Origin of the sequence: Martelella mediterranea (genome assembly GCF_021021415.1) — a bacterium.
Taxonomy (GTDB): Bacteria; Pseudomonadota; Alphaproteobacteria; order Rhizobiales; family Rhizobiaceae; genus Martelella; species Martelella mediterranea_C.
Genome location: NZ_JAINWJ010000008.1, coordinates 100,856 through 127,573 on the forward strand (window position 1 = coordinate 100,856; position 26,718 = coordinate 127,573).

Here is a 26,718-nt window from a genome sequence, read left to right on the forward strand (position 1 = left end):
GCATCTGACATGTTAAGATCGGATTCGATTTGCCGCAGCCTCTTGCAATCCGCTTGATCATCAAAAGAGACGACATGCCCGCTAAAACGCACCCGAATTCGGGTTCCCCCGAACCGAGCTCCGAACCGCCTGAACAGATGATGCGCGAAAAGGCCTATGAGCGGATCGAGGCACTGCTCAATTCCGGCGCACTGAAGCCCGGACAACTCGTTTCCCAGCGCGAGCTGGTAAAGCTCACCGATACCACGCTTGGCTCGGTTCGCGAGGCGATTGCAAGGTTTCAGACCGAAGGCTTGCTGATCCCGCTGCCGAAGCGCGGCCTTATGGTGCCGAGCATGGATATCCAGTTCGTGCGTGAGGCTTACGAGTTGCGCAGCGTGCTGGAACTGGCCGCCGTCGACGCTGCGATGCGGAACATTCCGAAGGATACGCTCGAATTCTGGATCAGAGAGTTTGAACGGGCAGAGGACGCCGCACCCGGCCAGGAGCAGGAATACGCGGATGCGCTACAGAAACTGGACTGGTCGATGCACAACGCGCTGATCGGGAGCATGCATAACGAGCTGTTTCTCAACGTCTATCGGGTCACGGCGATCAAGATCCGGATGGCCGTGCAATACCGGTTGCGCGTTACGCCGTTCAACGCCGAACGCGTCAGACGCGAGCACCTCGCCTTCCTCATCCCGATGCGCGAAGGGCGTGCGGAGGCGGCCAAAAGCGCCTTGCAGCAGCATATAGACAATTCGCTGACCCTCGCTCTGGGCGGCACGATCGCCTGATTCCGAGCACACGCTGTGGAACGTTTCGCCACCGAGCAGGCGATTTGACGCAAGCATTCAAACTGGCAAGCCAATTTCCGCCTTCCGTCCCGTTAACCGGCCCGTGGAAAAGTTGAGCGAGCGAAGCCAAGTCCTCATCAATGCATTTGCCCCGTCCCGAAAGCCCGTTCAGGCGTGGAGAACGGCTCTGCTTCCAAAGCCGGTTAAGAAGGAAAACCAGTCTTTTCCTTCGAGGTTTGGCGGCTCCCGCTGGAGCCTCCCGGCCTCGGGCGGCGATTGCACCCTCAATCATAACCGATATCGACCCAGCCGCGCTTTTCATGCGCTTCGGCCATGGCGTGGACCGCGCGTTCGATTTCGACGCCTTTCTCGAAGTCGATCACATGGGCAGGCTCTCCAGCCATCGCGGCGATCAAATGGCGGCACTCGATCACCTTGAGGTCGTTGAAACCCAGGCCGTGGCCCGGGGCGGGAATGAACTGGCCATAGGGCGGGTGCGCCGGCCCGGCGAGAATCCGAGTATAGCCGGCCTCCTCGGTCGCCCCGCCGGCGCGGAAGAGCTCCACCTCGTTCATGCGCTCCTGATCATAGGTGATCGATCCGGCCGAGCCGAAGATCTGGATCGCGATCCGGCCCTTGCGACCCCAGGCGGCGCGGTTGGCCATCAGCACGCCGGACGCGCCGTTTTCCATGCGAAACAGCACGCTGGCGATATCATGGGTCTCCACCGCGCGCTTCCCGCCGGCCTTCAGCGGGCGTTCGGCGTAGGGCTTGGCCATGTCGGTGGTGACGCTTGCAAGCCGGCCGAATAGCATCCGGATCAGCGAAAGCGGATGCACGGCGAAATCGTCCAGCGCGCCATAGCCGGAACTCGCCTCGCTCTTCCAGTAGAAGAACTGGTCGGGATCGGCCATGAAATCCTCGTCCATCTCGATGCGGATGTGATTGACCGCACCGATCGCCCCCTGCTTCAAAAAGCCCGCGATCTGGCGGATCATCGGGTTCTGGATGTAATTATAGCCAAGCACCGCGGCGCGGCCCGCGGCCCGCGCGGCGTCCCGCATCTTGAGCGCGTCGTCGAATTTCGGCGCCATCGGCTTCTCGCACCAGACGTGCTTGCCGCTCTCCAGCGCCGCAATCGCCATATCCGGATGAAAGGCATTCGGCGCGGCGATCGAAATCACATCGACGTCGGGGTCGGCGACGAGATCGCGCCAGTTCGCAGTGGCCTTTTCGAAGCCGAAGGCCCGCGCCTTTTCGCGCGCGAGATCCCGATCGACCTCGGCCAGATGCGCGAGCCGAACCGGCGGACAATCGCCGAAGGTCGGCCCGACGGCATTCCATGCCAGAGCATGGCATTTGCCCATATAGCCGGTTCCGATCAGGCCAATACCAATAGACCTCATGTGCAAGCCTCCCGCGCCGTCGCGGCGCATTGTCCCGACTACGTGTCGAATGATGTCGGACCGAAGAATAATTGTTTTGTTTCATTTAGTCCAAATAATAGAATAAAAATTATCCGCCCCCCTGGCCTTCGAGCGGGTCGCGGACCGGAATGCGGTGACGCTGCCGATGCGGCGCGGTGGGCGTCTCGATCTCGTGCCTGGCGCGAACCGTCGGACCCCGATTCCACGATCGCCGCATACCGGTGGCCGAGATCGAGCGCGCCGGCTTTTCCTGAATGAGCTGTAGCGGCGCGACCGACAATGGGCCTATGCTGCGGCGCTCCTACTCTTGGGGAGAACGCGGATCGTCATAAACCGAACTTGGAAATCTTTTCGCTCAGGGTCCGTCTCGGAATCTGTAAAATCCGTGCGGCTTCCGCGACATTGTTGCCGGAGGTCGTCAGCGCGCGCTGGATCAGGGACTTTTCATATTGCCTGATTTCGTCATTCAGGCCGGCGGACGGCGCCGATTGCGCATCGCCGCGCGATGCGGATTCGAGAGCCCAGTCGACCCCGAGCGCCTGTGCTTCGGCCCTGTTCTTGAGTTCGCGGACATTGCCTGGCCACGCTTCCGCGAGAAGACGAAAGCCGTGCTCGGGCTCGATCTCATTGGGCTTTGAGCCATAGCGTCTGGCGGCCAGGCGCGCGAAATGGGCGTAAAGCAGAAGGATGTCGCTGGCGCGGTCCCTGAGCGGCGGTACAGAGATGGTGACGCCCGACAGCCGATAGAACAGGTCCGCGCGGAATTCATTGTTCGCGATCGCGCTCTGCAGATCGGTTTTGGACGTCGCCACGATCCGGACATCGATCGGGCGCGAACGGTTTTCCCCCAACCGCTCCACCATTTTCTCCTGCAGGACGCGCAGCAATTTTGCCTGGAGCGGCGGGGCCAGCGCATCGACCTCGTCCAGCAGCACAGTGCCGCCGGAGGCATATTCGAATTTGCCCGAACGATCCTTGTCTGCGCCCTGAAACGCGCCCTTGGCAAAGCCGAACAGCTCGGTTTCGAATGCCGCGTCGGGTATGGCGGCGCAATTGATCGGCACGAACGGCCGCGCCGCACGGTCGCTCTGTTCGTGAAGGGTTCTGGCGACAAGCTCCTTGCCGGTTCCTGTCTCGCCGACGATGAGGACATTGACATCCAGCGAGGCAACCGTCGCAATTCTCTCTCTCAACCGGACGATCGAGGGATGGTTGCCGATAATCTCACCCACGCCCTCCGGCGAACTGAGAACCACCTTTTGCAGACGCCTGATCTCGGCGCTCATCGTATTGCGCTTGATGGCCCTGTTGAGCACCGCGATGAGGTGGTCGGCGTCATAGGGTTTCTCCAGGAAGTCTTCCGCGCCGGCCTTCATCGCCTGAACCGCAAGCTGGGTCTCGCCGTGTCCCGTCAACAGTACGACCGGCAAGCCCGGATGGCTTTTCCTGACGGTCGAAAGCAATGTCATGCCATCGACGCCGGGCATCCTGATATCCGAGACGAGAACATCGGGGACGACGTTGTCGAGCTGCTTCAATGCGTCGATCGCATTGTTGAAGCCGGTGACCTGAAACCCGTTCATTTCGATCCAGTCGGATGCGGATGCAAGCAGGTCACGGTCGTCGTCGACAAGGAAGACATGGTCCTTCTTCATTCAGCGGCCCTCACTTTCTGGACATGCAGCGGCAGCCGGACCGTCGCTATGGTTCCACCTTGCGGATCGGGCGAAAGGCGCAGCTCACCGCCGTGATCCTCGACGATGGCGGCAGAGATCGAGAGGCCGAGTCCCAGCCCCTCGCTCCCCGCCTTGGTGGTGAAAAACGGCTCCATGGCCTGGTCGAAATCCTCCGGACTGATGCCATGGCCATTATCGGCGACCGCAATATCCACATAAGCATCGGATGCGCTCACGGTGATCGTGATCCGCGGTGACGCGGCTTTCCTCCAGAGCATCGATCGCATTCAACAGCAGATTGAGGAAAACCTGTTCCAGCCGGATGGACGATCCGGAGACATACACTGCATCAGCGGCCTGGATCTTCGGCTTCACGCCGATCCTTTCCGCCCGCGCTCCGGCGATTTCGACGGCGGCCCTGAGGCTTTCGACACAATCGAAGGCCTCGATTTCCGCCCGGTCCTTTCTCGAAAATGTCTTGAGGTGCTTCACCGTCTTCTGCATTCGCCGGACAAGATTGCGCGCCGACTCGATCCTGCTGGCGACGCCCTTTTCCTCAACCGAGCGCGCCAGCAGGCTGGTGCTCGCAAGCGTCGTCTCCAGCGCGGCGAGCGGCTGGCTGACCTCATGCACGATGGCCGCCGACATGCGGCCGAGGGCGGCCATTTTTTCCGCGTGGACAAGCCCGTCCTGCGCGACCTTGAGATCGTGTTCCGCGGCCTTGCGCACCTCGATCTCATGCGCCAGATCGCGGGTTCTCTCCTCGACCTTGCGCTCAAGCATCTCGCTCTGCTGGAGCCGCAGTGCCACGAGCTGGCGGCGCTGCAGCAGAAAGTGAAGCGCACCGGTGAGAAGCATGCCGACGAGTACCGTGATCAGGCTCCAGACGGTCGCACTGTCTCTGGCCGGCGCCAGATCGGTGCTGGCGAAAAGCGTCCAGCCTTCTCTCGGCAGCCTTACCGACGCGGAGAGAAGACTGTCGTCGATCCTCTCGAACAGGTCTTCACCGCTTACGAGGAGGTCACTGGCATTTTCGCCGGCGGCGATCGGCCGCCGGGTGCCCAGATCGATGCCTTCATAGGTGCGCGAGGCGATCAGGGTGTCGAGCGCAGCCTGCGTGAGCCGGGCAATCGGCCGATATTTCCAGTCGCTGTTGCCGGTGAGAAACACGATCCCGTAGCGATCCGCGAGCGAGAGGTTCTGCGCTGCCGATTTCCAGCTTGCCTCAAGCGGGAGCAGGTCGATCTTGACGACCACGACCCCGGGCTGGCCGCCAGGCCCTGCGCCAATCCGCCGGGACATGAAATAGCCGGGCTTCCCGGTAGTCACGCCAATCCCGTAATAGCTGCCATCGCCTTCTTTCATCGCGTCCTTGAAATACGGCCTGAAACCGTAATTCCTGCCGACCAGGCTATCGGGCTGATCCCAGTTGCTGGACGCCAATGTCAGGCCTTCGCTGTCGAGCAGGTAAAGATAGGTCGCGCCGGAAGCGGCCACCGCGGTCGAAAGATAGGCATTGGCCGCGGCAATACGTTCCGGGTCCTGCGGCGCGCGCAGAAGCGCCCTCACCCGCTCGTCTTCGCCTGCAATCGTCGGCAGGTATCTGAAGCGGTCGATCTCGGCTTCCACGCTTCTGGCTGCGAGAAAGGCGGATTGCTCCAGCCGGACCAGGATGGTTTTCTTCTCCCTGTCCTCGACAAGAAACCACACGACGACGGCCGACACGAACACGACGGCGAGCGAAACCAGGGAAATCTTGTAGCGTTTCATCGACAGTACCGGGCCAAGCATTGCTCCAGGCTATTTATCCGTCTTCAGGCCCGCACTCGGCAAGAGCAATCGTGTCCCCCTCCGCTTCGCCAAGCAAGATGCAATCGTTTTGCCGCCCGTAGCAGATTTTCCACCCCGAAACGGTGGCGCCGGAGGCGGCAAGATGAAGCGTGCCGACCGGCGGCGCTTCGGGATGCCACGTCCACCATCCGCCGACGAGGCGGGCGCCGGCGCCGGGGTCCATCCCCGCGCCCGACCCCTTGACCCTCGCCTCGGTCAGCACGAGCTCAGCGTCGACGATCGCCCAGTCCTCCTGCCACTCGATCTTTTCGACCGAGTGAACCCAGGAAAGCGAGAACGCGGTTGCGGCGATGACGGTCACCTTGCCGCCAGCGAGAATGCACAGGCTCATGTGCCCGCCGCCTGCGAAACGCTGCTGCGCCTGATCTTGCGATAAACCAGGAATGCAAAGACGACCGCCAGGAAAAGGCCGATCTCGTCGGTTATCGGCAAGGAAACGATCAGGGTTCCCGCAGCCGCCGCGGCCATAAGCCTCATGAACGGGTTCAGACGCGTTCCCGCATATCCGATGACGGCGGTTCCCCAAAGGCCGATCGCAAGCGCCGCCTTGAAGACGATGTAGGCGACCGCCGGCGCGTAGCCGATCGTTTCCGCCAGCGGACCGCCATCCTGCAACATCAGGGCGGGGGTATAGACCGCCATGAACGGGATCACAAAGCCGGCGGCCGCGACCTTGACGGCTTCGAGCGAGATCTTGAGGCCGTTTTCCTTCGCGATCGGTGAGGCCGCGAAACAGGCCAGCGCCACCGGCGGGGTGAGATCGGCGAGAATGCCGAAATAGAACACGAACATATGGCTGACGATCAGCGGCACGCCCAGTTCCAGCAAGGCCGGTCCCGCGATCGACGACGTGATGATGTAGTTCGGTATGGTCGGTATTCCCATGCCCAGCACGATGCAGGTGATCATGGTGAGCACGAGCGACAGGAACAGGTTGCTTTCACCCACGGACACGATGAACTGCCCGAATGTGTTGGCGGCGCCGGTCAGGGTCATGGTGCCGATGATGATGCCGACAACCGCACACGCAACGCCGACGGGAAGCGCCGTCTTGGCCCCGTCCGCCAAGGCATCGCGACATATGACGAGGGATTCGCGTCCGCCCTTCGTGAGCACGTTCCAGGCGATCAGCCCGGCGACCGCGACAAGCATCACCCGGTTCCCGTAGGCGAGGAAGGCGGCAGCGACCAGGCCGAGGCCGACCCAGAAGATAAGCCGGATAATGCCTTGCGGAAGCCCGAGCGCAATGGAGCCGCCGAGGATGAGCATCACGGTGAGCGCAAGGCCGATGGTGCCGGCATAGAGCGGCGTGTAACCCGAAAACAGAAAATAGACGAGAACGATCAGGGGTAGAACGAGAAACCAGCCATCCTTCAGGGCCTTGACGGCGGATGGCAGTTCAGACTTGCCCATGCCGACCAGACCGTGCTTTCCGGCCTCCAGATGCACCATCCAGAAGGCGGATGCGAAGTAGAGAATGGCCGGAATGATCGCGGCCTTGACGACCTCGTGATATTCGACGCCGAGCGTTTCGGCCATGATGAAGGCGACCGCCCCCATGACCGGCGGCATGATCTGTCCGCCCATCGATGCCGTCGCCTCGACCCCGCCGGCGAAGGCCGGACGATAGCCGAACTTCTTCATCAGCGGGATGGTGAACTGACCGGTGGTGACCACATTGGCGACGCCCGAGCCCGATATCGTTCCCATCAGCCCGGAGGAAATGACGGAGACCTTCGCAGGTCCGCCTGTCCGATGCCCCACCAGGCCGAGTGAGACGTCGGTGAACAGTTTGATCATCCCCGCTTTTTCAAGGAACGCGCCAAAGAGGATGAAAAGGAAGATGTAGGTCGAGGAAACATAGATGGGAATGCCGTAAATCCCCTCCGTTCCATAGGCCATGTGGTCGATGACCTGCGAAAAATCATAGCCGCGATGGTTGAGCGGCGACGGCAAATATTGGCCGAAGAAGCAATAGGCCAGAAACAGGCCTGCGATGATCGGCAGCGCCGGGCCCATCACCACCCAGGCCGCCACGAACACAGTCGTCAGCGCCACGACACCGAAGACGATGTCGCGCGGCAGCGGATCGCCGGCGCGAAGGGTCAGCGGCAGATACTCCACATACTGGTAGAGGGCGACCGCGACGCCCGCCAGCGCCAATACCCAGGCAACCGCCTTCCATGCGCCGGATTTCCGCCGCGCCAGAGCCATCAGGGGAAAGGTCAGCAACATCAGGAAGCCGACATGGATCGCCCTTACGATCTGGCTGGCAAAATCGATAAAATGGGCCGCGGTCGCGATCTGGAAAGCAGAAAACGCGATGGCTATCCAGAACAGCAGGCGGCCTTCAAATGATAGGGGAAAGGATTCGGCCAACGGATCGTGCAATCCGAGGTCACCGGCCTCCTCCGGCATTTCATGTTTCATGGAATCGTGCGGCATCGCGTCCTCCCAAAGCGATTCAGTCCGGGTGGGGCCGGCTGCGAAAGTCGGCCCCGGCTTGCTCTCCAAGGGAGGCTCAAAGCAAGCCTTTTTCCTTGTAGTAACGCTCGGCGCCCGGATGAAGCGGCACAGGCATGCCTTGGGTCGCGTTTTCCAACTTGATCATCTTTGCGGCCGCGTGCGCCGACTGCAGTTCACCAAGGTGTTCGAACATCTGCTTGGTCATCTGATAGACCGTCTCTTCAGACACGTCCTCGCTCGTGACGAGGAAGTTGACGACCGCGACCGTTGCGACATCAGCATCCTGCCCTTGATAGGTCCCGGCCGGAATCGTGCCCGCGATATAGGGCGGTCCGAGCTTCGCCGTGACATCCTCTGGGACGGCCACGACAGTGATGTCGACAGAGGTCGAAAGATCCTTGATGGACGCAACGCCCAGTCCCGCCGACTGCAGCGTGGCATCCAGCTGGCGGTTCTTGATCAGCTCCACGGATTCGGCATAAGGCAGGTATTCCGTCTTGCCGAGGTCATCATAGCTCATGCCCGCGGCTTCGAAAATCTTGCGCGCGTTCAGTTCCGTGCCGGATTTGGGCGCCCCGACCGAGAGCGCCTTGCCTTTCAGGCCCTCGAAATCGGTGATGCCGCTCTCCTTGGCGGCAACGATCTGGATATAGTTCGGGTATATCGCCGCGACGCCGCGAAGCTTGTCGAGCTTTTCCTTGAAGCCGGCTTCCGCGTCGCCTTCCCAGGCAAGTTGGACGGAATCGCCGAGCGCGAACGCCAGTTCGCCCTTGCCCCGCTGCAGCAGGTTGAGGTTTTCGACCGACGCCTTCGTCGATTGCACCTGCGTCCGGACCCCGGGGATATTCTCTGCATAGATCTTCGAAAGGCTCACGCCGAGCGGATAATATACACCCGAGGTGCCACCGGTGAGAATATTGATGAATTCATCCGCCTTCGCCGATGTCGAGGCAACTGAGACCGCAAGCGCGGTTGCAGCGGCGAAAGCATATCTGTGGAAACGGTAAGACATTTTTCTCCTCCAATTGTGCAAGCGCCGTCTCCCAAGTTCAGCGCTGCAAATGATTTTAGCGGAGGCGGTCTTTTATAAGAAATAATATTAATTACAATGGCTTACACGAATTCCGCAATTTCACTTCGGCAACAATCCGCCGACAAAACAGGGAAACTGGCGGAAACCTGCCAACTTGATAAGCAAGTGCAGTCCCGCAGTGCCGGAACAAAAAACTGTTTGAATGTCGCAAAACGCGCCGCTCAGTTCAGAGCGCCGTAGAGCACGGTGATCCAGACGGTGTTGCCTGCAAGCCAGCCCAGTCCAAGCCACATCAGTTTCCGGTTGTCTTCGGTTCTCATCGCGATCAGGGCGACCACGGTTCCGGCAACGAGGCGGAAGCCATACCAGACGCCAAGGGACGTCAGGTGCTCTCGTCCCTTGATGAGCGTGTCGACCAGATCGAAAGCAAAGGAGATCGCGAACAGGGCAAAGAACGCGGACCGCCGCCGGAAGAAGAAATCCTCCCGATCAACCTGCCCCTGAATGTGGTCGGGATAAAGCAGGGTCGACATCAGGAAAAACAGCGAGGCGTAGGACAGAACGAATATGTAGATCCAGAAATTCCATTGGGCGATCAGGCGAAGGGCGAACTCCCACCACCAGAAGTGCACGGCGCCGAGAAGAAGCACCAGCGACCAGACGATCTGGACATGCATGCCGTTGGTCTTGATCGGCTCCTGCAGGCGGCGGGAAAGACCGGACAGCACGCGCGTGATCGCCAGGCCGAGGATGAGGCTGACCAATATCCGCAAATGTCCATACGCATCCATGTCCGCTACCCGTTTCAAGCTCACCCGCCCCAGTCCAGGGCGGCGGCGGAAGCATAACCATTTGAATCGGGTTCCGCCAAGCCGGCCCGCGGGCCTGATTGCAGATGCGCCGTGATGGAAGGGAAACGCCGGATGAAACGGTGGTTTTTCCCGCGCTGGGAACCATCGAGGCAGACCAATAATAGCCGGGAAGTCGACCTTTCGCGCACAGCGCATCACGCCGTCGCGGCAATACAGCCGTGGTCGGGCTTCAAGGCATCTCACACGCCCTGGAGACGGCGGCGTCCGCGGAGCGGCCGGGTCGTCAGATCAAGCTGGCTGCGTTGCGGCCCACCAGTTTGCGGATCCGGCTTTCGGAAAACTGCAGGTCGAGCATGGTGTTGACGATCTCGCGATATCCCTCGACCGGAAGAGGCATGTTGACGAGACCGAGATCCGAACCGAGAATCGTGCTGTCCTCGCTGACCACGTCGACAAGACGGGCGAATTCGTCCGGCTGATGCTTGCGGCCCCGGCACTCGATAAACATGCAGATCGAATGCTCCATGAAAACACCCATGCGTGCCATGTCCTTCATGTCCTGCTCGTCGCAGCCGATGACGTAGGTCGGATGGTTTACGAGCATTTTCCTGACGCCGCGGCTGATTGCCTCGGCAAACAGGATCTTCAGTTCGGCAACGCCGAGATGTCCGCCCGCAAGGATGATGTCGCCGGCGGCGATGACATCGAGCACGTCCTGGGCCTCCTGGGTGAGCCTGCCGTCATCATTGAGCACGGTGAGCGGCGCCTGCTCGAGCATGGGAGCCTTGCTCTTCGGATAGTTCTTTGTTTCCGTGGCGCTTTTCTCGATGTGGTTCCTGGCCGAAAAGGTCGGCATCCAGACAATCTTGCCGTTGAGCTTGACGGCGTGATCCACCGCATAGGGATTGATGCCGCCGACAGCATTGTTGAGCGCGACGCCGGAATAGGTCTTCACCCGGCTGTCGGGATAGAGCTGGTTCAGAAGTTCCGCATGGGCCATACCAGGATAGAAGTGGTCCTTGAACACAATGGCGTCGAACCCGGCAGAGCCGGCATCGACCATTGCTTCACGGTGGTTGATCCTGCGCGGGAACGCGGCAGGACCGGAGTGGCAGTGCAGGTCCACCGCTCCCTGAAGAAGGTCGCTGATTTGTTCTTCGCGTTCCTGCGTGCGCGGCGGCTGTTGGTCAAGCGTCATCATCTGAAAGTACCTCCGTTCAGGTTGGTTTTCAGGCGTTTGGAAGCGGGTAATCCGCGGCATTGAGCACCCAGCCGGGCTTCGCCGAGAAATCGGAGCGCGGCGGGCTGAAGATATCGACAAGGAGATTGCCGGCTGGGTCCATGCTTCTCGATGTATGGGTGGCCGGCGGCGTGATCACGGCCACGGATGGCGCATCGCACTGCTCGGCATCGTCGGGCCGCCAGTTCGACAGATCGGTGGTCCAGGGCCAGCGCAGATAGTGGATGTAGGATCCCTTCAGGCACAGGGAATATTGCTCGAAATCGTCATGGTGATGCGGCGACATGGCTCGCGTATCGCGCGGCGGGCTCTCCCTGAAGACGTTCACCATTACCGTCGAACCGCGGAAAATGCGGCCGAAGCGCCCGGCTTCGTCGGGGACGTCGAGACTGTAGGCGTGGATGCCGGGCTCGATCGGCCCAGGCCAAGGCTGGAACGGCGCGACGTTGGGGTCCGGCGTATCATACGCGGCCGCATTGTCGCAGAGAGACGCCATATCCTCGTTGCGCGTCGTGACCAGCCGGATAACCAGCCCGCCGGACAGCAGACGCACCGTGCTGGGGCCCCCGGGGACGAAGGCGATCGCCGGCCCTTCCACGGTTTTGCTGTATCGACCGGCGACAATGGCGATCCGGGTTCCGGCATCCGGCAGCAGGACGGCATATTCGTCCACCTGACTTTCGCGCTCGAGCACCAGCCCTTCCCGTCCCTCACTGTAAGCGATGACGAGATTCTGGCCGCGCGCGTACCAGGTCCTGACATTGTCTCCGCTTTCGACCGGTTCGGTGGCGTAGAAACGGGCGTATTGGGCAGCCTTGAATGCGGTCGCGCCCCTGCCGGCGGCGGAACCGCCTGCAAGCGTGGAACGGGGATCATCCTTGGGATACATTGTCTCACTCCTTCAATGCGGGCGCCGGTATGGCTTTGAACGCGTCGACGAGGCGCAGCGCGGCCTGTCGCATCAGGCCCTGATCGTTGGAAACAACAAAGGCGCTTGCGCCGAGGGTTTCGAAGAAGGAGGCCCCCTCGGCATCGGCCGCCATGATGCAGACAGGTTTGCCGACATTGCGCGCCGCGGCCAAAACCTTTGAAACCGCGTCGCGGACTTCGGGCGACCTTGGGCTTTCCGCACCCATGGAAACAGTCAGGTCTCCTTGGCCGACAAAGATGCCGTCAAGGCCGTCAAGCCGAAGAATGGTATCGACATTCTCGATCGCCGCCTGGTCCTCGATCATGGCGAGGGCAAGTACGTCCCTGTCCTGCCGCGCGATATGGTCATGCATGCCGACGCGGCCATATCCGCCGGCGCGATTGGTATTTGAAAATCCTCGCTCGCCGCCGCGGTAACGGGCAAGGGCAACCAGCTTTTGCGCCCGTTCGAGATCATAGACATGCGGGACGAGAATGCCGGCCGCTCCGGTATCAAGCGCGCAGAGCACATCTGAAAAATCGGGCACGCGCACCAGGCCAGCCAGGCCCGAGACCTTGCATCCGAGCAGGATCTGGTCCAGCGCCGAGCGCCCGAGCGGGGCGTGCTCCTGATCGATAATCACGAAATCGAGCCCCGCCTCCCCCAGTATCTCGCAGGCATGGCTCGTGGGGAATTTCGCGAAGGTTCCGAGTAACCGCTCTTTTCCGCGAAACCGCTCGGCGAATTGTGTGGACATGGAAAATCTCCTCACCTCTGGATAGACCGGTACCCGGCCAACGGGGAGCCTTTTTCGAAGGTCGTTTCACGGGTTGAAAAACTGCGATCAGCCGGCAGCGCGGCGTATGATCTTGAAGATGCCCTGCATCATTGCCACGGTCTGTTCGCCGCATCGCAGCTCGCCCGAAGCGAAGGTCAGCGACCGTGTTGTGCGTTCGATCCGCGCCGTGCTGCAGACAAACTCGCCGATCTCGACGCGGCCGCAATAGCTGATATCGAGCTGGATGGTGGCGGAGACGATCCTCGGCTCGCCTTCCTTCAGGTGGGCATTGCGGTGCATCCCGACTGCGCGGCCCAGACCGATATCGGCAAGCGTTGCCAGAAGCCCGCCATGCATTGCGCCATTGCCGTTGCCATGCGCGGCCGTGCACAAAATGCCGATACTGGGCAAACCGCTGGCCTGACGGTGCCAGAGCGTGACGAGGGGTGCCGGGAAACGCTGCTCGCGCGAAGGGGACCAGCCATGTGCGGCCGGGTCAAAGGCTACGTCTGTCATGGTTTTCGGCCCTAGGCGGCGGTTTTTCTGGCATCCGGCAGGCAGAGCATCGCGCGCGCCTCGTCGGGGCTGGCAACGCCACAGCCCAGGCCCTCGATTATCGCGATGCCCTGCTCGACGAGCTCGGCATTGCTTTTGGCGAGCACACCGTATTCACGATAGAGATTGTCCTCCAGCCCCACGCGGCAGTTGCCGCCGAGAATGACCGATTGCGCCAGCATCGGCATCTGGAACCGGCCGATCCCGAACGCGGACCAGATCGCATCCGGCGGAAGCATCGATTTCAGCAGCATCATCGATTCCGGCGTCGCCGGCGCGCCGCCGGGCAGGCCGAGGCAGAACTGGAAATAGGGTGGCGATGGAAGGTCTCCGGCCTGCAACAGCCGCCTGGCGATATCGATGTCGCCGGGGTTGAAGACTTCCAGTTCGGGCTTGACCGATGCGTCCTGGATCATGCGGGACAGCGCCCGCAGGTGGCTCGGCGCATTGACGATCGCATAATTCGGGGTGTTCATGGTGTTGAGGTCAAGCGTGCACATTTCCGGCCGCAGCTCCAGGATGTGCTCGACGCGACGCAGCGGCGGCATGACGGAGATGCCGGGCATGGCATCTTCTTCGAACGCCGGCTCATGACGCGCGCCGAGCCCCGACGTCAGGTTCAGGATCATGTCGACGCCGTTCTCGCGGATGCGTTCCACCACTTCGCGGTAGAGCTCGCGCTTCATCGAGGCGGCTCCCGTCTCCGGATCCCGCACGTGCACGTGACAAGCCGATGCGCCAGCCCTTGCGGCGGCAACGGCTTCTTCGGCGATGTGTTTCGGGGTTATCGGAACATAGGTGCTGTTCGACCCGAGAACCCCGCTTCCCGTGAGCGCGCAGGTGAGAATGACTTTACGTTTCATCTTGCTGTTTCCTGTCAGGGATTGCGGGCTTCAACTCCCGCCTCATCCGGATAGATACGTTCGAGTTCGACGCTGATCCTGGCCGCGGCTTCCCTCATCGGTTCGACAATGGTCTTCTCGACGCGGTCACCGGGCACGGCACGACGGAAATAGCCGGTGCCCATGGCAGCGACCGCCCGCCCGCGAAGCAGGATCGGAACGGCGACGAATTGCAGACGCTTGGGGTGGTAGAGCGCGTCCGGCGTCGCATACCCGCTGCATCTTACCTGCTCGACCGACCGCCTTAGCCGTTCCAGCCCATACGGCGCGCCATCGACGAAGTGCTGCTCATGGTGTTTTCTGATCAGTTCTTCCCGTTCCTCGTCGCTGCAAAAGGCCAGGTAACAGCGCCCGAGCGCGCTGACTGTCATATGCAAACGCATATGGAGCACTGCGAATGGGAACGCCCATGGGCTGATCGAATTGGTGGTGTATTTGATCACCATCAGACCGTCGCAGGGCGTGGCGATGCTGATAGGCCATTTGATCTGGTGGGCTAGATCGACAGTGGCGTTGCGGGCCGCCTCGATCAGCATCGGCGTGCCATCGTAGCCGCAGGACAATGCCTGCACTTCGGACGTCAGCCGGTAGCCGCCGAGAAAGCTGTCGCGAACCACATATCCGTCGTTGATCATGGTTTCGAGCATACGAATGATGGTGGATTTCGAAATGCCCGTTCGGTGGTGCAACTCGCCCACGGAAGCGAAACGCAGTTCGTTAAGCGTTCTGAGCACCTGAAATGCGCGCTGGACGGCCTCCACGGGGACATATGACATCACGCTGTCGAGTCCCCCTCGCGTCGGCTTCTCGCGTGAAAGCCCTTTGTCCTGCGCTGGAGCCGGTCGTCGCTCCCTCAGCCTCGATTGCATGTCCATGCTCATCCGGCCCTCCTCCCCGCGACGGCTCCTCATCTTCGGGATGTTCGACCGTCGATAAGAAAACTAAGCCGGTTTGTTGAAAAGCAAAACACCGAACCGCAGGCATTTCAGTCGCTGAAACGGGAGGGTGACGCGCTTCGACCCTTCTCGCGAAGGAGCCAGAGGTAAAACAGACCCATCAGCGCGGCGCAAGCGATGAGGATCGGCGCAAAAGGCACAAACGAGGCAAAAGACCCGATCACAACCCCACCGAGGGCCGGCGCGCCCCGAACGACCGCACCATATATGCCCATGACACGGCCGAGCGCGTTGGAGGGGGAGACCCTGTTGAGCGCAGACTGCGCCTGAATCGCGGACTGAGTGGACGCGAATGTGGCCAGGAACAGGCAACCGGCGCCCAGGAGATAATGATCGGTCACGGCAAGGCCGGCAAGCGCAAGCGAGGCAAGCGCGAAGCACGCCGGTTGACCGAAGGACACGCTGCGCCGTTCCGGAAGAAGAAAGACCACCATGCCGGCGGCGACCGCGCCGAGCGCTGCAGCCACGGTCAGTTGCAGGAAGCCCTCGACCCCGCGCGAAAACACCTTTGCCGCCAGAGCCGGAAGCATCTGGTTTATGCCGCCGACAGTACACCCGAACAGAATGACGATGACCATGGTCTGGGCAAGTATGCGATTGCGCAGGACGTGGGCGAAGCCTTCCGCCATGTCGCCAAGGAGACTGGCCTTGGGCCTTTTTGCGGACGGCGCGGCGACAGGAAGCGTTAGCAGGCCGGCCAGGAACCAACCGAGCATCACCGCCGACAGAAGAAAAGTGAAGCCGATGCTGCCGAGAGCGATCGTCAGCCCGGCCAGCATGGGACCCACGAAGCGCGCGATATTGAAGCTGAGCGAGTTGAAGGCAACGGCCGCCGGGATATAGTCGGCCGGCAGAACCTCGCGCAGCAGCGAAAGCCGCGAGGGTTGATCGACACTGTTGGCGACTCCCAGCACGAGCGTCAGAACGAACAGGATTTCGACCGTCATCAGTTGCGCAAAGACCAGCGCGCTGACCAGAAGGGCCTCCAGGATGGCGATGACCTGCGCGATCCGCAGCAATCTGACCTTGTCGTGATTGTCGGCCATGACGCCAAAGAATGAACTGAACAGAACGGCGGGGATTAAGTCAGCCGCTGTGACAAGGCCAAGCCACACAGTGGAATGGCTGATATCCCATGCGAGCCATCCAGCGGCGACCTTCTGAATCCATACGCCCAGCATTGAGACCGTGTTCCCGATGGCCAGAACCCGGTATGTGCGCAGCTTGAAAGCGCTGATGATGATGCTTCGCATGTCGGAGTGGCGCCTGCCGATGGAGATGTCGAGGGATTCCGCGCACCCGCAGGATCCGATTGCCTCGCAAGCCTCGTCCCGCCACTCGGAGGAAGCCAGCAGGAAACAATACCGTTTCTGTGAATGAAACCCTTCTGTTTAGAAAGTGACTCTTCCCGTGTTCACGCCTAGCTTGGCGTTCGGGAATTGTCTTTGGGAGGAGACATACGATGACATTCATGAAGACGTTGGCGCTTGCCCTTTATGCGGTCCTTCTCGTGGGCGCCAGCAGCGCGCGGGCTGAATGGCCCGAGGACAGGCCAATCACGATCGTTCATCCCTTCGCCGCCGGCTCCGACGCGCTGATGCGTATGACCGCGGCCGGGCTGGAACAGTCGCTCGGCCAGACTGTAATCTTCGACAACCGGCCGGGAGCCGGCGGGGCCATCGGCACGGCATATGCGGCCCGCCAGGCCCCCGACGGCTACACGCTCGCCACCGCCTATCCCGGGCCCACCGCGAATTTCATCAATACGCGCAACAGCCTGCCCTACGATCCCCAGAAGGATTTCACCTATATTTCCCGCATTTCCTACGGCAACATTGTTCTGGCCGTGCGCAAGGATTTTCCCGCCGACACGCTGCCGGAGCTGATCGCCTACATGAAGGAACATCCGGGCGAGGTCTCCGCTGGCAACAACGGCGTCGGCTCCTACGGTCACATGATCACGCTCGCATTGCGCGATATGCAGGACCTCGACTTCAAGACCGTGCCCTATAACGGCAGCAACGCCATCGCCACAGACATGCTGTCGGGCAACCTCGACATGACGGTGGACTATCTCGGCGATGTCTATATGAAGCAGCTTCAGGCCGGAACGCTCAAGCCGATCGCAATCGCGTCGGAAGCGCGCTCGCCGCTTTTGCCGAATACCCCGACCTTTCAGGAATCCGGCGTCGATATCGTCTCTGCTCCCTGGGGCGGATTGATGGCGCCGGCGGGAACGCCAGATGCGGTCATCGAGAAGATCAGCGCGGCGCTCAAGTCGTACCTTTCCGAGCCGGAAACGATCAGCAAATTCGCCGCCATCGGGCAGGTCGCAGCCTGGACGACGCCCCAGGAATTCCACGACATGGTGATCGGGGAAGAAGAATTCTGGCGGCCGATCATAAAGAAATACAACATCAAGTAACGAGCGGGCGCGGGCGATCGGGACAACCCTCGCGATCGCGCCTGTCCTGATCGTTCAGCCCCTCCCAAAGACGGGATGCGAGCGGCCGCAAATGGCTCAAGCGGGTTTTCCGATACGGAAGAACGCGAGGTTCTGCGCAAATGCCGCCAGGACTTGGTGAAGCAATCGATAACAAAGTCGGGCAATCCGGTGCGTTCATGACGCAGCTTGCCGTTGCCGGGGAGAACACAATGACCGAAGAAATGGCCGGGCGTCCGGCACGCAAGCGGCAGGATCGGCCGCGCCCGGCATCCATCGCGGTAACCCGCGACCATGTCTTTGCCTGTCTGCTGATGTGCCTTGCGTTCAGCACCGGCCTCTACGCCTACCTGACACTGGATATGGGAACGCCAAGTGAGATGGGACCCGGATTTTTCCCCATGGTCCTCTCGGTCGTGCTCGCCATCCTGGCCCTGCTTATTGGCATCCTGCAGCCGGCAGGACAGGCAGAGCCGATCGTTTTCGTTCCGCTGCGCCGGTTCGTTCCGGTCATTCTGGCCCCGATCATCTTCGGGCTCGGGATCAGGCCTCTCGGCCTGGTGCTGACAATGTTCCTGACGGTGTTCGAAGTGTCGTTTGCCAGCAGGTTCGCGCGTCTTCAGAACGCCCTGCTGCTCGCCGCCGGCTTCACGCTCTTCTGCGCGCTGGTGTTCCACTATCTCCTGGGCTTGCCGATTCCCCTGTGGGGAAATCTGTTCGAAGGTTGAATTCATGGATCTGATTTCCCATCTCGCGCTCGGCTTCGAGACAGTCTTCCAGCCATCCAATCTGCTCTTCTGCTTCATAGGCTGCTTTCTAGGCACTGCGATTGGCGTTCTGCCGGGAATCGGACCGATGGGCACCATCGCGATCCTGCTGCCAGTCACATTCTCGTTTTCGCCCGCGTCATCGCTGATCATGCTGGCTGGCATTTACTACGGCGCGCAGTATGGCGGCTCCACCACGGCCATTCTCATCAATCTGCCCGGAGAAGCCTCTTCCGCGGTGACCGCCATCGATGGCTATCAGCTGGCGCGACAGGGAAAGGCCGGCACCGCGCTTGCAACGGCGGCGATCGGTTCCTTCTTTGCCGGCACCATCGCCACGCTGGCGGTGGCCATCTTTGCCGTGCCTCTGACCTCGATGGCGTTGAAATTCGGACCGCCCGATTACTTCTCGCTGATGGTTCTGGGCCTCGTCGCCTCGATCGCGCTCGCCCATGGCTCCGTCCTGAAGGGACTGACCATGATCGTCCTTGGCGTCCTTCTCGGCGCCGTCGGTACGGATGTCTACACCGGCGATATGCGTTTCACCTTTGGAACGATGAATCTCGCCGACGGAATCCCGATCCTGGCCTTCGGCGTCGGGCTCTATGCCATCGGCGAGGTGTTGCGCGGACTGGAACATGAAACCGACCAGCCTGCGGCGCACGCCCAGGTGACAAGCCTTTTTCCCAGCCGCAAGGACATGCGGGAATCGGCGGGCCCGATTCTGCGAGGCACGGCGCTCGGCTCGCTGCTCGGCGTGCTGCCGGGAGGGGGAGCGATGCTCTCCTCCTTCGCCTCCTATGCAATTGAAAAGAAAATCTCGCGTGTCCCCGAAAAATTTGGCCACGGCGCGCTGGCGGGCGTGGCCGGACCTGAATCGGCCAACAATGCCGGGGCGCAAACCTCGTTCATCCCGATGCTGACCCTCGGCATTCCCTCAAACCCGATCATGGCGCTGATGGCCGGCGCGCTGATCCTGCAGGGCCTCGCGCCCGGGCCGAATCTTGTCACCGAACAGCCGCGGCTCTTCTGGGGCCTCATCGTTTCCATGTGGATCGGCAACCTGATGCTGGTTGTGCTGAATCTGCCGCTGGTAGGCCTATGGGTCAAGCTGCTGCGGGTGAAGAACCATTTCCTGTTTCCGACCATTCTCGGCTTCTCAGCCATCGGGGTCTACAGCGTCTCGAACAACAGTTTCGACATGTTTGCCATGGCGTTCTTCGGTTGTGTCGGTTACGGCCTCAGCAAGCTGGATTGCGAACCCGCGCCGCTTCTGCTCGGTTTCGTGCTCGGCCCGATGATGGAAGAGAACCTCAGGCGAGCAATGATCCTGTCCGACGGCGATTTCTCGGTGTTCCTGACCCGGCCCATCAGCGCCATGTTGCTTCTGGCGTCAGCCTTCGTGCTCGCTGTGGTCTTCCTTCCCGCAATCAGCAGGCGCCGCGCCGAAGTGTTTGTCGAGGAAGACTGACATGCCGAAACGACCGCCGCTGCTCACAAGACCTGGATGTTGATGGTCCGTGATCTAACCCTGAAAAACGCCGACAAGAATGCGGATGAAAGAGAACGCCCTCGCTATGCGGGTCGCGGATATCAGAGCGCGGGCGGTGGGGAAGCGTCTGAAGCGTCGGTTTCTTCGCGGTCGCCCTCATAGCCGAGTTTCCTAGAAATCTGGCGGGCGGCGCGCATGACGGCGTCGATCTTTGTCTGGTCGGGCTGAGGCGGCAGGAACTGGACGAGGTCCACGATGCCGACGGCGCCCACGATGCCTCCCGTGGCGTCGAACAGCGGGGCGGCCAGGGTGTTCAGTCCGATCGCGGTCTGGTTTGCCGCCGTCGCCCAACCCTGCTTGCGGATCTTTTCGAGTTCGGCGTTGACGCCTTCCACCGTGGTGATCGTCTCCGCGGTTGGCGCGGACATCGGACGGGCCAGTATCGTCTCCCGGAACTCGGAGTCGGCATGGGCCAGCATGACCCGGCCCTGGGCGGAGTTGTGGAACAGGAGAAGCGAGCCCGGCTTCACGCCGATCTCGATCGGCGACCGGCCCGAAAGCGCCATCACGATCCGCGCTCCGCTGTGTTCGAACTGGGAGAGCACACAGGATTGGCCCAACGTGTCGCGCAACTGACGCAGGTCATTTTGCGCAAGGTCCACCAGATTGGACGCTTCGGTCATAAGGCGGCCGAGCGAGATCAGGCGCCCGCCCGCCCGGTATCTTCCGGTTTCGTCGTGCTGGCTCGCATAGCCCTCTTGCACGAGGGTGCGAAGATGGCGGTGAGCACGCGTTTTCGTGGTGCCGAGCTTTTCGGCCAGCTCGGTAACGCCAATCGGCCCCCTTGCGCGCGCAAGCGCCTCCAGCGTTCGCAAAGTGAGCACCACGCCCTGAATCCCATCGCTTCCTTCACCGCTGATCTTCGGCATCTTGCAAATTCATCCTTCGATACGCCTGGAATTCACCCGCTTGACAATCGGGACAGGTCGCAGTAACCGTGTTTCGGTAAGCAATATAATGTTGCGATCAGCAATACGCAAGAGAAAAATGGGAGGTGGAGATGGCTCAGGATCTGGCCAGGGGATTTCGTCATCGCGTACTGGGCGGAGACCGGCTGTTCGGCACCTTCCTGAAGACGCCGACCACGCACGCCGCCGAAATACTCGCGCAGGAGGGCTACGATTTCGTCGTCATCGACGAGGAGCACGCGCCCTTCAATCCGGAAACCACGGACCGCATTCTGATGGCCTGCCACCACGCCGGCATCGCCGGCGTTGTGCGCGTGTCGCGGATCGAAGACATTCTCCGGGTTCTCGATAGCGGCGCCGACGGCGTTCTCGTGCCGCATGTCGACAGCGCCGAGCGGGCAAAGGCGGTCGTCGCCTCCGCACGCTACCGGGGCGGGGCGCGGGGCTTCTCCAATACCACGCGGGCCGGCCGCTACGGTTCGATCGCAATGGCCGAGCATATCGCGGCGCAGGATAACGGCGTTGCGGTGATCGCGATGATCGAGGACCGCTCGGCCATCGGCCGGCTTGACGAGATCGCCGCAGTGGAAGGCGTGGACGCATTCTTCATCGGTCGCGGCGACCTGACGGTTGCCTTCGAGGCCGAGAGCCAGGCCGCCGCCGAGGTGGTCGGGGCGGTGGAGGCGATCACGGCCGCGGCAGCGCGCGCGGGGCGCAAGGTTTTCGTGATGTCCGGCGCTCCCGACGACGCCAGGACGCTTTCGGACCAGGGCGCTACCGGTTTCATCATGGCGTCCGACCAGGGTTTCCTGCGTCAGGGCGCAAAGGACACGCTGGCCCGTTTTGCCGGCGTTCTGAACTGATTTTCGGGAGAGTGACATAATGTACGACAAGAATGATCCGCGCTCCGCACTGGCGCAGAAATCAGGAGCCGGGCCGGCGCCCAAGGGCCTCGTCGCCGAGCCTCAGCTGGGGCTGTTCTACCAGGAAGAACCCGCAGAGACGGGCCCGCACAGCAAGAGCTGGTACACGCGCGGGCACAACTTCGTGCTGTCCTGGAGCGAAGCCCAGGCAGGCGCGGTCTTCGAACGCAGGAACCAGCCGGACGAATATGTGGTTCTGCTGCCCGAAGCCGGCGCAAGGATCACCTGGAACGGCGAGACGGTCGATGTTCCGGGTTTCTCGATTGCCTTCGTGCCGCACGGCGACAGCCGGGTGGAACTGCCCGATGGCGGGAAACTGTGCCGGCTGTTCTCGATCAACTCCAGGGACCTTGTTCCGCTGTGCACCAATCGCGACGCCTATGCGCGCAAGCGCACCCATATCCCGGAATTCAAGCCCTGGCCCGAGCCGCCGGCGGGCTGGAAGGTGCGGCACTACTCGCTCGACGTGCCGAAGCAGGAAGGCCGTTTCGGGCGGATCTTCCGCTGCACCACCTTCATGGTGAACTATCTCGAGCCGAATGACGGTCCGCGCGATCCGCATAACCTGTCGCCGCACCATCACGACGACTTCGAACAGTGTTCGCTGGCGGTATCGGGGTCGTTCATCCACTATCTGCGCTGGACCTGGACCATCGACATGGACGACTGGCGCGACGACCGGGCCGATCACGTCCAGTCGCCCTCGGCCTATGTGATCCCGCCTCCGGTCATTCACACCACCCGCGCGATGGAGCCGGGCCGCAACCAGCTCGTGGACATCTTCTGCCCGCCCCGCACGGACTTCTCCGAAAAGCCGGGCTGGGTGCTGAACGCCAAAGACTATCCGATGCCCGAGGACGCGTAGGGAGAAAAAAATGCAAGACGTTGTTCAAGATAATCGCGATGCTGAAATCGCCGAACTGCTGAAAGGCGCCATTGACCTGCACTGCCACTCGGGACCCGCGGCGATGCCGCGCATTCTCGACCACCACGAGGCCTTGCTGGATGCCGCCGAAGCCGGCTTCCGCGCCCTGCTCTACAAGGACCATTTCTATCTCGGCGTGTCCCACTGCGCGATGCTGGAGAAACTGGTCCCGACCGATGTGAAGCTCTATTCCGGGATCGCGCTCAACAATGCCAGCGGCGGAATAAACCCGCATGCGGTCAACCACGCCATCAATATCGGCGCGAAGATCGTCTGGCTGCCGACGCTGTCGGCTCAGAACCACCTCGACCAGCAGGAGGGGCAGGGCAAGACATTTCCCAAGACGGCGAAGCGGATGCTGCCGCCCGAAGGGCTTTCCGCGCTGGACGGTTCGGGCCAACTGCTCGATTCCGTCAAGCAGGTGCTGGACCTGATCGCCGAGGGCGACATCATCCTCGCCGGCGGGCATCTGCCTGCCAGCGAGCTGATCCTGATCTTCGAGGAGGCCGGAAAGCGCGGCGTCACCAAGATGCTGGTCAACCACCCCACCTATATCGTCGGCGCCAGCGATGACGACATGCGCGCCATGATGGAGCTCGGCGCCTACATGGAACATTCGATTGCGATGTGGAGCGAGGGGTCTGGCAAGATTTTCGGGCCGGAGGAGTTGGCCCATTACATCGCGGTGGCCGGTGTGGATCACACCGTGCTGTCTTCCGATCTCGGCCTGCGCGGTTCGCCGCGCCCCATCGAGGGGTACCGCACCATCGTCCGGATGCTGCTGGACCTGCAGTTCTCGCACGACGACATCCGCACACTGATCGGACACAACGCCGCGAAACTGTTGAACCTGACCTGACGCCTGTCGGAGGCGCGGGTAATCAACCACTGGGAGGAAGACATGATTACACGACGTACATTGATGAAGACCGGCGCCGCCGTTGCGGCGACACTGGCGGCCCCGAACCTGGCGCGGGCGCAGCCGATGACGGTGCGCCTTGGCCATGCCGCCAATGAAATTCACCCCGGCCACATTGCCTCGCTCGAATTCAAGAAGTCGCTGGAAACCCTTGTCCCCGGTGCCTTCGACCTGCAGATCTTTCCCAACCGGCAATTGGGCGACGACCGGCAGAACGTCGAAAGCTGTGTTGCCGGCACGCTGGAATTCTGCGGCGGCAGCGGTTCGACGATCTCGATCGTCACCGGCCAGGTGGCGCTGGACGCCTACCAGTTGCCGTTCCTGATCAGGGACTACGACCACTTCGCGCGCATGGCGCTCAGCCCTGAGGGCGAAGCGATCAACGAGAGCCTCATGGTGGGCGGCATACTGGGTCTGCAGACCACCGACATCGGTCAGCGCCACTTCGCGACCGTGAGCAAGCCGGTCAGAACGCTTGCCGATTTCGCCGGGCTGAAAACCCGCATCGTTCCGCTCGAATTGCACAAGGTCATCTGGGAAACCGTTGGCGTCAACCCCGTCGGCCTGCCTTACGGGGAAGTCTACGGCGCGCTCGAGACCGGAACCATCGACGCGTGCGAAATCAATGTGTCGTCGATGCTGGGCGAAAACCTCTGGGAAGTGGCCAAGCATTTCACGCTGACGGGGCACTATCCGTGGCACAATGTCACCTGCGTGAACGCCGCCTTCTTCGAGGGCCTGTCGCCCGAACTGCAGGAGGCAGTGCTGACGGCCGGGCGGGAATCGGTGATTCCGACCCTCGAATACACCGCCAAGCAGGACCTGGATGGTCGCGCGGAGCTGGAGGCCAAGGGCGTGGAAATCCTCCAGCTGGAGGGGCTCGATCAGATGAAGGCCAAGGTTGCTCCGATCGTCGAGCAGTGGAGCGGGAAATCGCCTCTGATCGCCGACTTCGTGAGCGTCGCGCAGCAGCCGTCCTAGGCCGTTGCGAGAAGGGGAGGAAAAATGCAAGCGCAGTCAATCGCTGGTCCTTCGGACCTCCCGCGCTGGTTCCGATGGTTCGGGATATATACCCGCACCATCGAGGGCGTCGCGGGGGTCAGCATGGCCGTCATACTCGTTATCATGATCGTTCAGGTCGCTGCGCGCTACCTTTTCTCCGGCTCCATCATCTGGGCGGAGGAGGCCTGCCGCTATCTCCTGTTGTGGCAGACCTTTCTCCTGCTCGGCGTCGCCTACCAGCGCGGCGAATTCGTGATGCTGGATCTCCTGCCCTACATGCTGAGTTCGCGGGCAAGGCTTGTCCTCAAATATGCGACGGCCATCCCGGTGCTGATTTTTCTCGCCGTGATCGTCCTGAAGGGGTTCGATTACGCCTCGCGCTTCGAGCGTCAGAAGATTCCGGCGCTCGACTTCATCTGGTCGTCGCTCACTGGCGCAAACGCCGGGGTTTCAGTGAAATGGGTCTATATCTGCGTGCCGATCGGCGCGGCGCTCCTTGCCTTGCACGTCATCGCCGATCTTGTGGTGTCGACCATTCGCCATCGCCGGGGCATCGATGACCCGCCGCCCGTCGTCGACATGGGGGAACAGCTTTAAATGGCCGGATTTTTTGGAATATTCGCCCTGCTTCTGGTAACGGGCGTGCCGATCGCGCTGGCGCTCGGGATCGGCGGCATGGCCTTTCTCTGGCTGTCCGGCAATGGCGCGATGATGCTGTCGCTACCGCAGCGGATGATGGCCGGGGTCGATCAGTTCGTGTTGCTGACCATCCCGCTGTTTCTGCTGGCCGGCGCCCTGATGAATGTCGGCGGTATTACCGACCGCATCGTGACGTTCGCCAAGGTCTGCGTGGGCCACCGCCGGGGCGGAATGTCGAATGTCACGGTGCTTTCGGCAGGTTTCTTCGCCGGCATTTCCGGCAGCGCCAACGCCGAGGCGGCCGCACTCGGGTCGATCCTCATCCCGACGATGAAAAAGCAGGGCATTCCGGCGGCCTATGCCGCGGCGCTGGTCGGGGTGTGCTCGATCGTCGGGCCAATCATCCCGCCCTCGATCACCATGATCATCTACGGCGTGTTGTCCGGAACGTCGATCGGACAGCTTTTCATGGCCGGCGTGGTGCCGGGCGTGTTGCTGATCTGCGGCTTTCTGGCCTATGCGACATGGCGCGCCGCGCGGGACAATTTCCCGGTTTCCGAGCGCGTGCCGATGGCCGAACGCGGCGCCGCCATCTTCCGGGCGTTGCCCGCGCTGTTCCTGCCGCTGATCATCATCGTCGGCATCAAGGCCGGCATCTTCACCCCGACGGAAGCCGCCGCCGTTGCGGTCGCCTATGCGCTGGTGGTCGGCCTGATCTACCGCGATCTCACGCCGTCCCTGATATGGAACGCGCTGGTGTCGACGGCGATCATCTCCGCCTCGATCCTGTTCATCACCTCGATGGCGTCGATCGTCGCCTTCGTCTTCACGCTGGAACAAGTGCCGACGCGGATCACCGAATCCATTCTTGCGATCACCGACAACAAGATCGCGATCCTGCTTCTCCTGAACCTGTTCCTGCTGCTTCTCGGCATGTTCCTCGATCCGATTTCCATCCTGATTCTGGCGATGCCCATCCTGTTGAAAATGAGCGGTCTGATCGGCATGGAGCCGGTTCAGTTCGGCGCGATGGTTGTCCTCAATGTCGTCATCGGCATGGCCACGCCGCCGGTCGGGATCCAGTTGTTCATCGTCGCGGGGGCGTCTGGAGAACCATTGCCGCGGATCATCCGCGAGGCGCTGCCGCTCATCGCGATCTGCCTGGTTGTGCTGATGCTGGTCGCCTTCATCCCGGCCCTGACGCTCGCGCTGCCGAACGCGCTCATCCCAGTCAATTAGAAAGAAACGAGGCCAC

At 61.6% G+C, this 26,718-nt stretch carries 26 protein-coding genes; 10 read left to right on the top strand and 16 right to left on the bottom strand.

Going from position 1 to position 26,718, the window contains the following annotated elements:
• Positions 1-74: 74 nt before the first annotated feature.
• On the top strand, positions 75-779 hold the full coding sequence (locus K7H91_RS06080) for a GntR family transcriptional regulator (RefSeq protein WP_230719308.1): 705 nt from the start codon (positions 75-77) through the stop codon (positions 777-779).
• Positions 780-1,063: 284 nt separating this feature from the next.
• Here K7H91_RS06080 and K7H91_RS06085 read toward each other — a convergent pair whose 3' ends face one another.
• The 15 genes from K7H91_RS06085 to K7H91_RS06155 all read right to left on the bottom strand — a co-directional run bounded on the left by K7H91_RS06085 (position 1,064) and on the right by K7H91_RS06155 (position 16,638).
• Positions 1,064-2,185, bottom strand: coding sequence for a Gfo/Idh/MocA family protein (locus K7H91_RS06085; protein WP_230719309.1), 1,122 nt, complete (start codon positions 2,183-2,185; stop codon positions 1,064-1,066).
• 347 nt (positions 2,186-2,532) lie between these two features.
• A complete protein-coding gene (locus K7H91_RS06090; protein WP_230719310.1) occupies positions 2,533-3,861 on the bottom strand; it encodes a sigma-54-dependent transcriptional regulator in 1,329 nt (442 codons plus the stop codon).
• A complete protein-coding gene (locus K7H91_RS06095) occupies positions 3,858-4,118 on the bottom strand; it encodes a sensor histidine kinase (protein WP_230719311.1) in 261 nt (86 codons plus the stop codon). Before K7H91_RS06095 ends, K7H91_RS06090 begins: the two co-directional genes overlap by 4 nt.
• Positions 4,075-5,652, bottom strand: a complete 1,578-nt coding sequence (locus K7H91_RS06100; protein ID WP_230719312.1) for a sensor histidine kinase — start codon at positions 5,650-5,652, stop codon at positions 4,075-4,077. The genes K7H91_RS06095 and K7H91_RS06100 overlap by 44 nt, the downstream gene beginning before the upstream one ends.
• A 34-nt stretch (positions 5,653-5,686) precedes the next feature.
• Positions 5,687-6,064: a DUF1850 domain-containing protein gene (locus K7H91_RS06105; RefSeq protein ID WP_230719313.1), complete on the bottom strand. Its 378-nt coding sequence runs from the start codon at positions 6,062-6,064 to the stop codon at positions 5,687-5,689.
• The gene (locus K7H91_RS06110; RefSeq protein WP_230719314.1) at positions 6,061-8,178 is read right to left on the bottom strand and encodes a TRAP transporter permease; all 2,118 of its coding nucleotides are present in this window, start codon (positions 8,176-8,178) and stop codon (positions 6,061-6,063) included. The genes K7H91_RS06105 and K7H91_RS06110 overlap by 4 nt, the downstream gene beginning before the upstream one ends.
• A gap of 76 nt (positions 8,179-8,254) precedes the next feature.
• Positions 8,255-9,211: a TAXI family TRAP transporter solute-binding subunit gene (locus K7H91_RS06115; protein WP_230719315.1), complete on the bottom strand. Its 957-nt coding sequence runs from the start codon at positions 9,209-9,211 to the stop codon at positions 8,255-8,257.
• A gap of 242 nt (positions 9,212-9,453) precedes the next feature.
• A complete protein-coding gene (locus K7H91_RS06120) occupies positions 9,454-10,023 on the bottom strand; it encodes a hypothetical protein (RefSeq protein ID WP_230719316.1) in 570 nt (189 codons plus the stop codon).
• Between the two features lie 304 nt (positions 10,024-10,327).
• Complete coding sequence (locus K7H91_RS06125; protein WP_230719317.1) at positions 10,328-11,245, bottom strand: DUF6282 family protein; 918 nt, start codon at positions 11,243-11,245, stop codon at positions 10,328-10,330.
• Between the two features lie 28 nt (positions 11,246-11,273).
• Positions 11,274-12,173: a hypothetical protein gene (locus K7H91_RS06130; RefSeq protein WP_230719318.1), complete on the bottom strand. Its 900-nt coding sequence runs from the start codon at positions 12,171-12,173 to the stop codon at positions 11,274-11,276.
• A gap of 4 nt (positions 12,174-12,177) precedes the next feature.
• Complete coding sequence (locus K7H91_RS06135) at positions 12,178-12,951, bottom strand: HpcH/HpaI aldolase family protein (RefSeq protein WP_230719319.1); 774 nt, start codon at positions 12,949-12,951, stop codon at positions 12,178-12,180.
• 87 nt (positions 12,952-13,038) lie between these two features.
• Complete coding sequence (locus tag K7H91_RS06140) at positions 13,039-13,488, bottom strand: PaaI family thioesterase (protein WP_230719320.1); 450 nt, start codon at positions 13,486-13,488, stop codon at positions 13,039-13,041.
• Positions 13,489-13,499: 11 nt separating this feature from the next.
• Entirely contained in the window at positions 13,500-14,390 is an 891-nt protein-coding gene (locus tag K7H91_RS06145; RefSeq protein WP_230719321.1) for a 3-keto-5-aminohexanoate cleavage protein, read from the bottom strand.
• 14 nt (positions 14,391-14,404) lie between these two features.
• Positions 14,405-15,310 carry a helix-turn-helix domain-containing protein gene (locus K7H91_RS06150; protein ID WP_230719322.1) on the bottom strand — a complete coding sequence of 302 codons (906 nt, stop codon included), beginning with the start codon at positions 15,308-15,310 and terminating at the stop codon, positions 14,405-14,407.
• A gap of 104 nt (positions 15,311-15,414) precedes the next feature.
• Positions 15,415-16,638 (bottom strand): MFS transporter, encoded by a 1,224-nt coding sequence (locus K7H91_RS06155; protein WP_230719323.1) that lies wholly within the window; start codon positions 16,636-16,638, stop codon positions 15,415-15,417.
• 209 nt (positions 16,639-16,847) lie between these two features.
• On the opposite strand from K7H91_RS06155, the gene K7H91_RS06160 reads away from it, so the two are divergent.
• The 3 genes from K7H91_RS06160 to K7H91_RS06170 all read left to right on the top strand — a co-directional run bounded on the left by K7H91_RS06160 (position 16,848) and on the right by K7H91_RS06170 (position 20,066).
• Positions 16,848-17,810 (top strand): Bug family tripartite tricarboxylate transporter substrate binding protein, encoded by a 963-nt coding sequence (locus K7H91_RS06160; RefSeq protein WP_230719324.1) that lies wholly within the window; start codon positions 16,848-16,850, stop codon positions 17,808-17,810.
• Positions 17,811-18,040: 230 nt separating this feature from the next.
• Positions 18,041-18,556 (top strand): tripartite tricarboxylate transporter TctB family protein, encoded by a 516-nt coding sequence (locus K7H91_RS06165; RefSeq protein WP_230719325.1) that lies wholly within the window; start codon positions 18,041-18,043, stop codon positions 18,554-18,556.
• A 4-nt stretch (positions 18,557-18,560) separates the two neighbouring features.
• Complete coding sequence (locus K7H91_RS06170; RefSeq protein ID WP_230719326.1) at positions 18,561-20,066, top strand: tripartite tricarboxylate transporter permease; 1,506 nt, start codon at positions 18,561-18,563, stop codon at positions 20,064-20,066.
• Positions 20,067-20,188: 122 nt separating this feature from the next.
• Here K7H91_RS06170 and K7H91_RS06175 read toward each other — a convergent pair whose 3' ends face one another.
• Entirely contained in the window at positions 20,189-21,016 is an 828-nt protein-coding gene (locus K7H91_RS06175) for an IclR family transcriptional regulator (protein WP_230719327.1), read from the bottom strand.
• A gap of 131 nt (positions 21,017-21,147) precedes the next feature.
• Here K7H91_RS06175 and K7H91_RS06180 point away from each other — a divergent pair, with 131 nt between their 5' ends.
• Genes K7H91_RS06180 through K7H91_RS06205 form a run of 6 tightly spaced genes read left to right on the top strand, consistent with a single transcriptional unit; the run spans position 21,148 to position 26,702 of the window.
• Positions 21,148-21,918 carry an HpcH/HpaI aldolase family protein gene (locus K7H91_RS06180; RefSeq protein ID WP_230719328.1) on the top strand — a complete coding sequence of 257 codons (771 nt, stop codon included), beginning with the start codon at positions 21,148-21,150 and terminating at the stop codon, positions 21,916-21,918.
• A gap of 19 nt (positions 21,919-21,937) precedes the next feature.
• Complete coding sequence (locus K7H91_RS06185) at positions 21,938-22,843, top strand: hypothetical protein (RefSeq protein WP_230719329.1); 906 nt, start codon at positions 21,938-21,940, stop codon at positions 22,841-22,843.
• Positions 22,844-22,853: 10 nt separating this feature from the next.
• Positions 22,854-23,762 carry a DUF6282 family protein gene (locus K7H91_RS06190; RefSeq protein WP_230719330.1) on the top strand — a complete coding sequence of 303 codons (909 nt, stop codon included), beginning with the start codon at positions 22,854-22,856 and terminating at the stop codon, positions 23,760-23,762.
• Between the two features lie 42 nt (positions 23,763-23,804).
• Complete coding sequence (locus K7H91_RS06195) at positions 23,805-24,803, top strand: TRAP transporter substrate-binding protein (protein WP_230719331.1); 999 nt, start codon at positions 23,805-23,807, stop codon at positions 24,801-24,803.
• Between the two features lie 24 nt (positions 24,804-24,827).
• Positions 24,828-25,421, top strand: a complete 594-nt coding sequence (locus tag K7H91_RS06200) for a TRAP transporter small permease (RefSeq protein ID WP_230719332.1) — start codon at positions 24,828-24,830, stop codon at positions 25,419-25,421.
• Entirely contained in the window at positions 25,422-26,702 is a 1,281-nt protein-coding gene (locus K7H91_RS06205) for a TRAP transporter large permease (protein WP_230719333.1), read from the top strand.
• Positions 26,703-26,718: the final 16 nt, after the last annotated feature.

Coding starts and splice junctions, on each gene's coding strand:
- K7H91_RS06135 (WP_230719319.1), bottom strand. CDS start 12,951: ATGTCCACACAATTCGCCGAGCGGTTTCGCGGAAAAGAGCGGTTACTC.
- K7H91_RS06150 (WP_230719322.1), bottom strand. CDS start 15,310: ATGAGCATGGACATGCAATCGAGGCTGAGGGAGCGACGACCGGCTCCA.
- K7H91_RS06085 (WP_230719309.1), bottom strand. CDS start 2,185: ATGAGGTCTATTGGTATTGGCCTGATCGGAACCGGCTATATGGGCAAA.
- K7H91_RS06105 (WP_230719313.1), bottom strand. CDS start 6,064: ATGAGCCTGTGCATTCTCGCTGGCGGCAAGGTGACCGTCATCGCCGCA.
- K7H91_RS06120 (WP_230719316.1), bottom strand. CDS start 10,023: ATGGATGCGTATGGACATTTGCGGATATTGGTCAGCCTCATCCTCGGC.
- K7H91_RS06110 (WP_230719314.1), bottom strand. CDS start 8,178: ATGCCGCACGATTCCATGAAACATGAAATGCCGGAGGAGGCCGGTGAC.
- K7H91_RS06190 (WP_230719330.1), top strand. CDS start 22,854: ATGCAAGACGTTGTTCAAGATAATCGCGATGCTGAAATCGCCGAACTG.
- K7H91_RS06205 (WP_230719333.1), top strand. CDS start 25,422: ATGGCCGGATTTTTTGGAATATTCGCCCTGCTTCTGGTAACGGGCGTG.
- K7H91_RS06180 (WP_230719328.1), top strand. CDS start 21,148: ATGGCTCAGGATCTGGCCAGGGGATTTCGTCATCGCGTACTGGGCGGA.
- K7H91_RS06125 (WP_230719317.1), bottom strand. CDS start 11,245: ATGATGACGCTTGACCAACAGCCGCCGCGCACGCAGGAACGCGAAGAA.
- K7H91_RS06100 (WP_230719312.1), bottom strand. CDS start 5,652: ATGAAACGCTACAAGATTTCCCTGGTTTCGCTCGCCGTCGTGTTCGTG.
- K7H91_RS06185 (WP_230719329.1), top strand. CDS start 21,938: ATGTACGACAAGAATGATCCGCGCTCCGCACTGGCGCAGAAATCAGGA.
- K7H91_RS06200 (WP_230719332.1), top strand. CDS start 24,828: ATGCAAGCGCAGTCAATCGCTGGTCCTTCGGACCTCCCGCGCTGGTTC.
- K7H91_RS06115 (WP_230719315.1), bottom strand. CDS start 9,211: ATGTCTTACCGTTTCCACAGATATGCTTTCGCCGCTGCAACCGCGCTT.
- K7H91_RS06160 (WP_230719324.1), top strand. CDS start 16,848: ATGACATTCATGAAGACGTTGGCGCTTGCCCTTTATGCGGTCCTTCTC.
- K7H91_RS06145 (WP_230719321.1), bottom strand. CDS start 14,390: ATGAAACGTAAAGTCATTCTCACCTGCGCGCTCACGGGAAGCGGGGTT.
- K7H91_RS06080 (WP_230719308.1), top strand. CDS start 75: ATGCCCGCTAAAACGCACCCGAATTCGGGTTCCCCCGAACCGAGCTCC.
- K7H91_RS06195 (WP_230719331.1), top strand. CDS start 23,805: ATGATTACACGACGTACATTGATGAAGACCGGCGCCGCCGTTGCGGCG.
- K7H91_RS06130 (WP_230719318.1), bottom strand. CDS start 12,173: ATGTATCCCAAGGATGATCCCCGTTCCACGCTTGCAGGCGGTTCCGCC.
- K7H91_RS06170 (WP_230719326.1), top strand. CDS start 18,561: ATGGATCTGATTTCCCATCTCGCGCTCGGCTTCGAGACAGTCTTCCAG.
- K7H91_RS06165 (WP_230719325.1), top strand. CDS start 18,041: ATGACCGAAGAAATGGCCGGGCGTCCGGCACGCAAGCGGCAGGATCGG.
- K7H91_RS06175 (WP_230719327.1), bottom strand. CDS start 21,016: ATGCCGAAGATCAGCGGTGAAGGAAGCGATGGGATTCAGGGCGTGGTG.
- K7H91_RS06090 (WP_230719310.1), bottom strand. CDS start 3,861: ATGAAGAAGGACCATGTCTTCCTTGTCGACGACGACCGTGACCTGCTT.
- K7H91_RS06140 (WP_230719320.1), bottom strand. CDS start 13,488: ATGACAGACGTAGCCTTTGACCCGGCCGCACATGGCTGGTCCCCTTCG.
- K7H91_RS06155 (WP_230719323.1), bottom strand. CDS start 16,638: ATGCGAAGCATCATCATCAGCGCTTTCAAGCTGCGCACATACCGGGTT.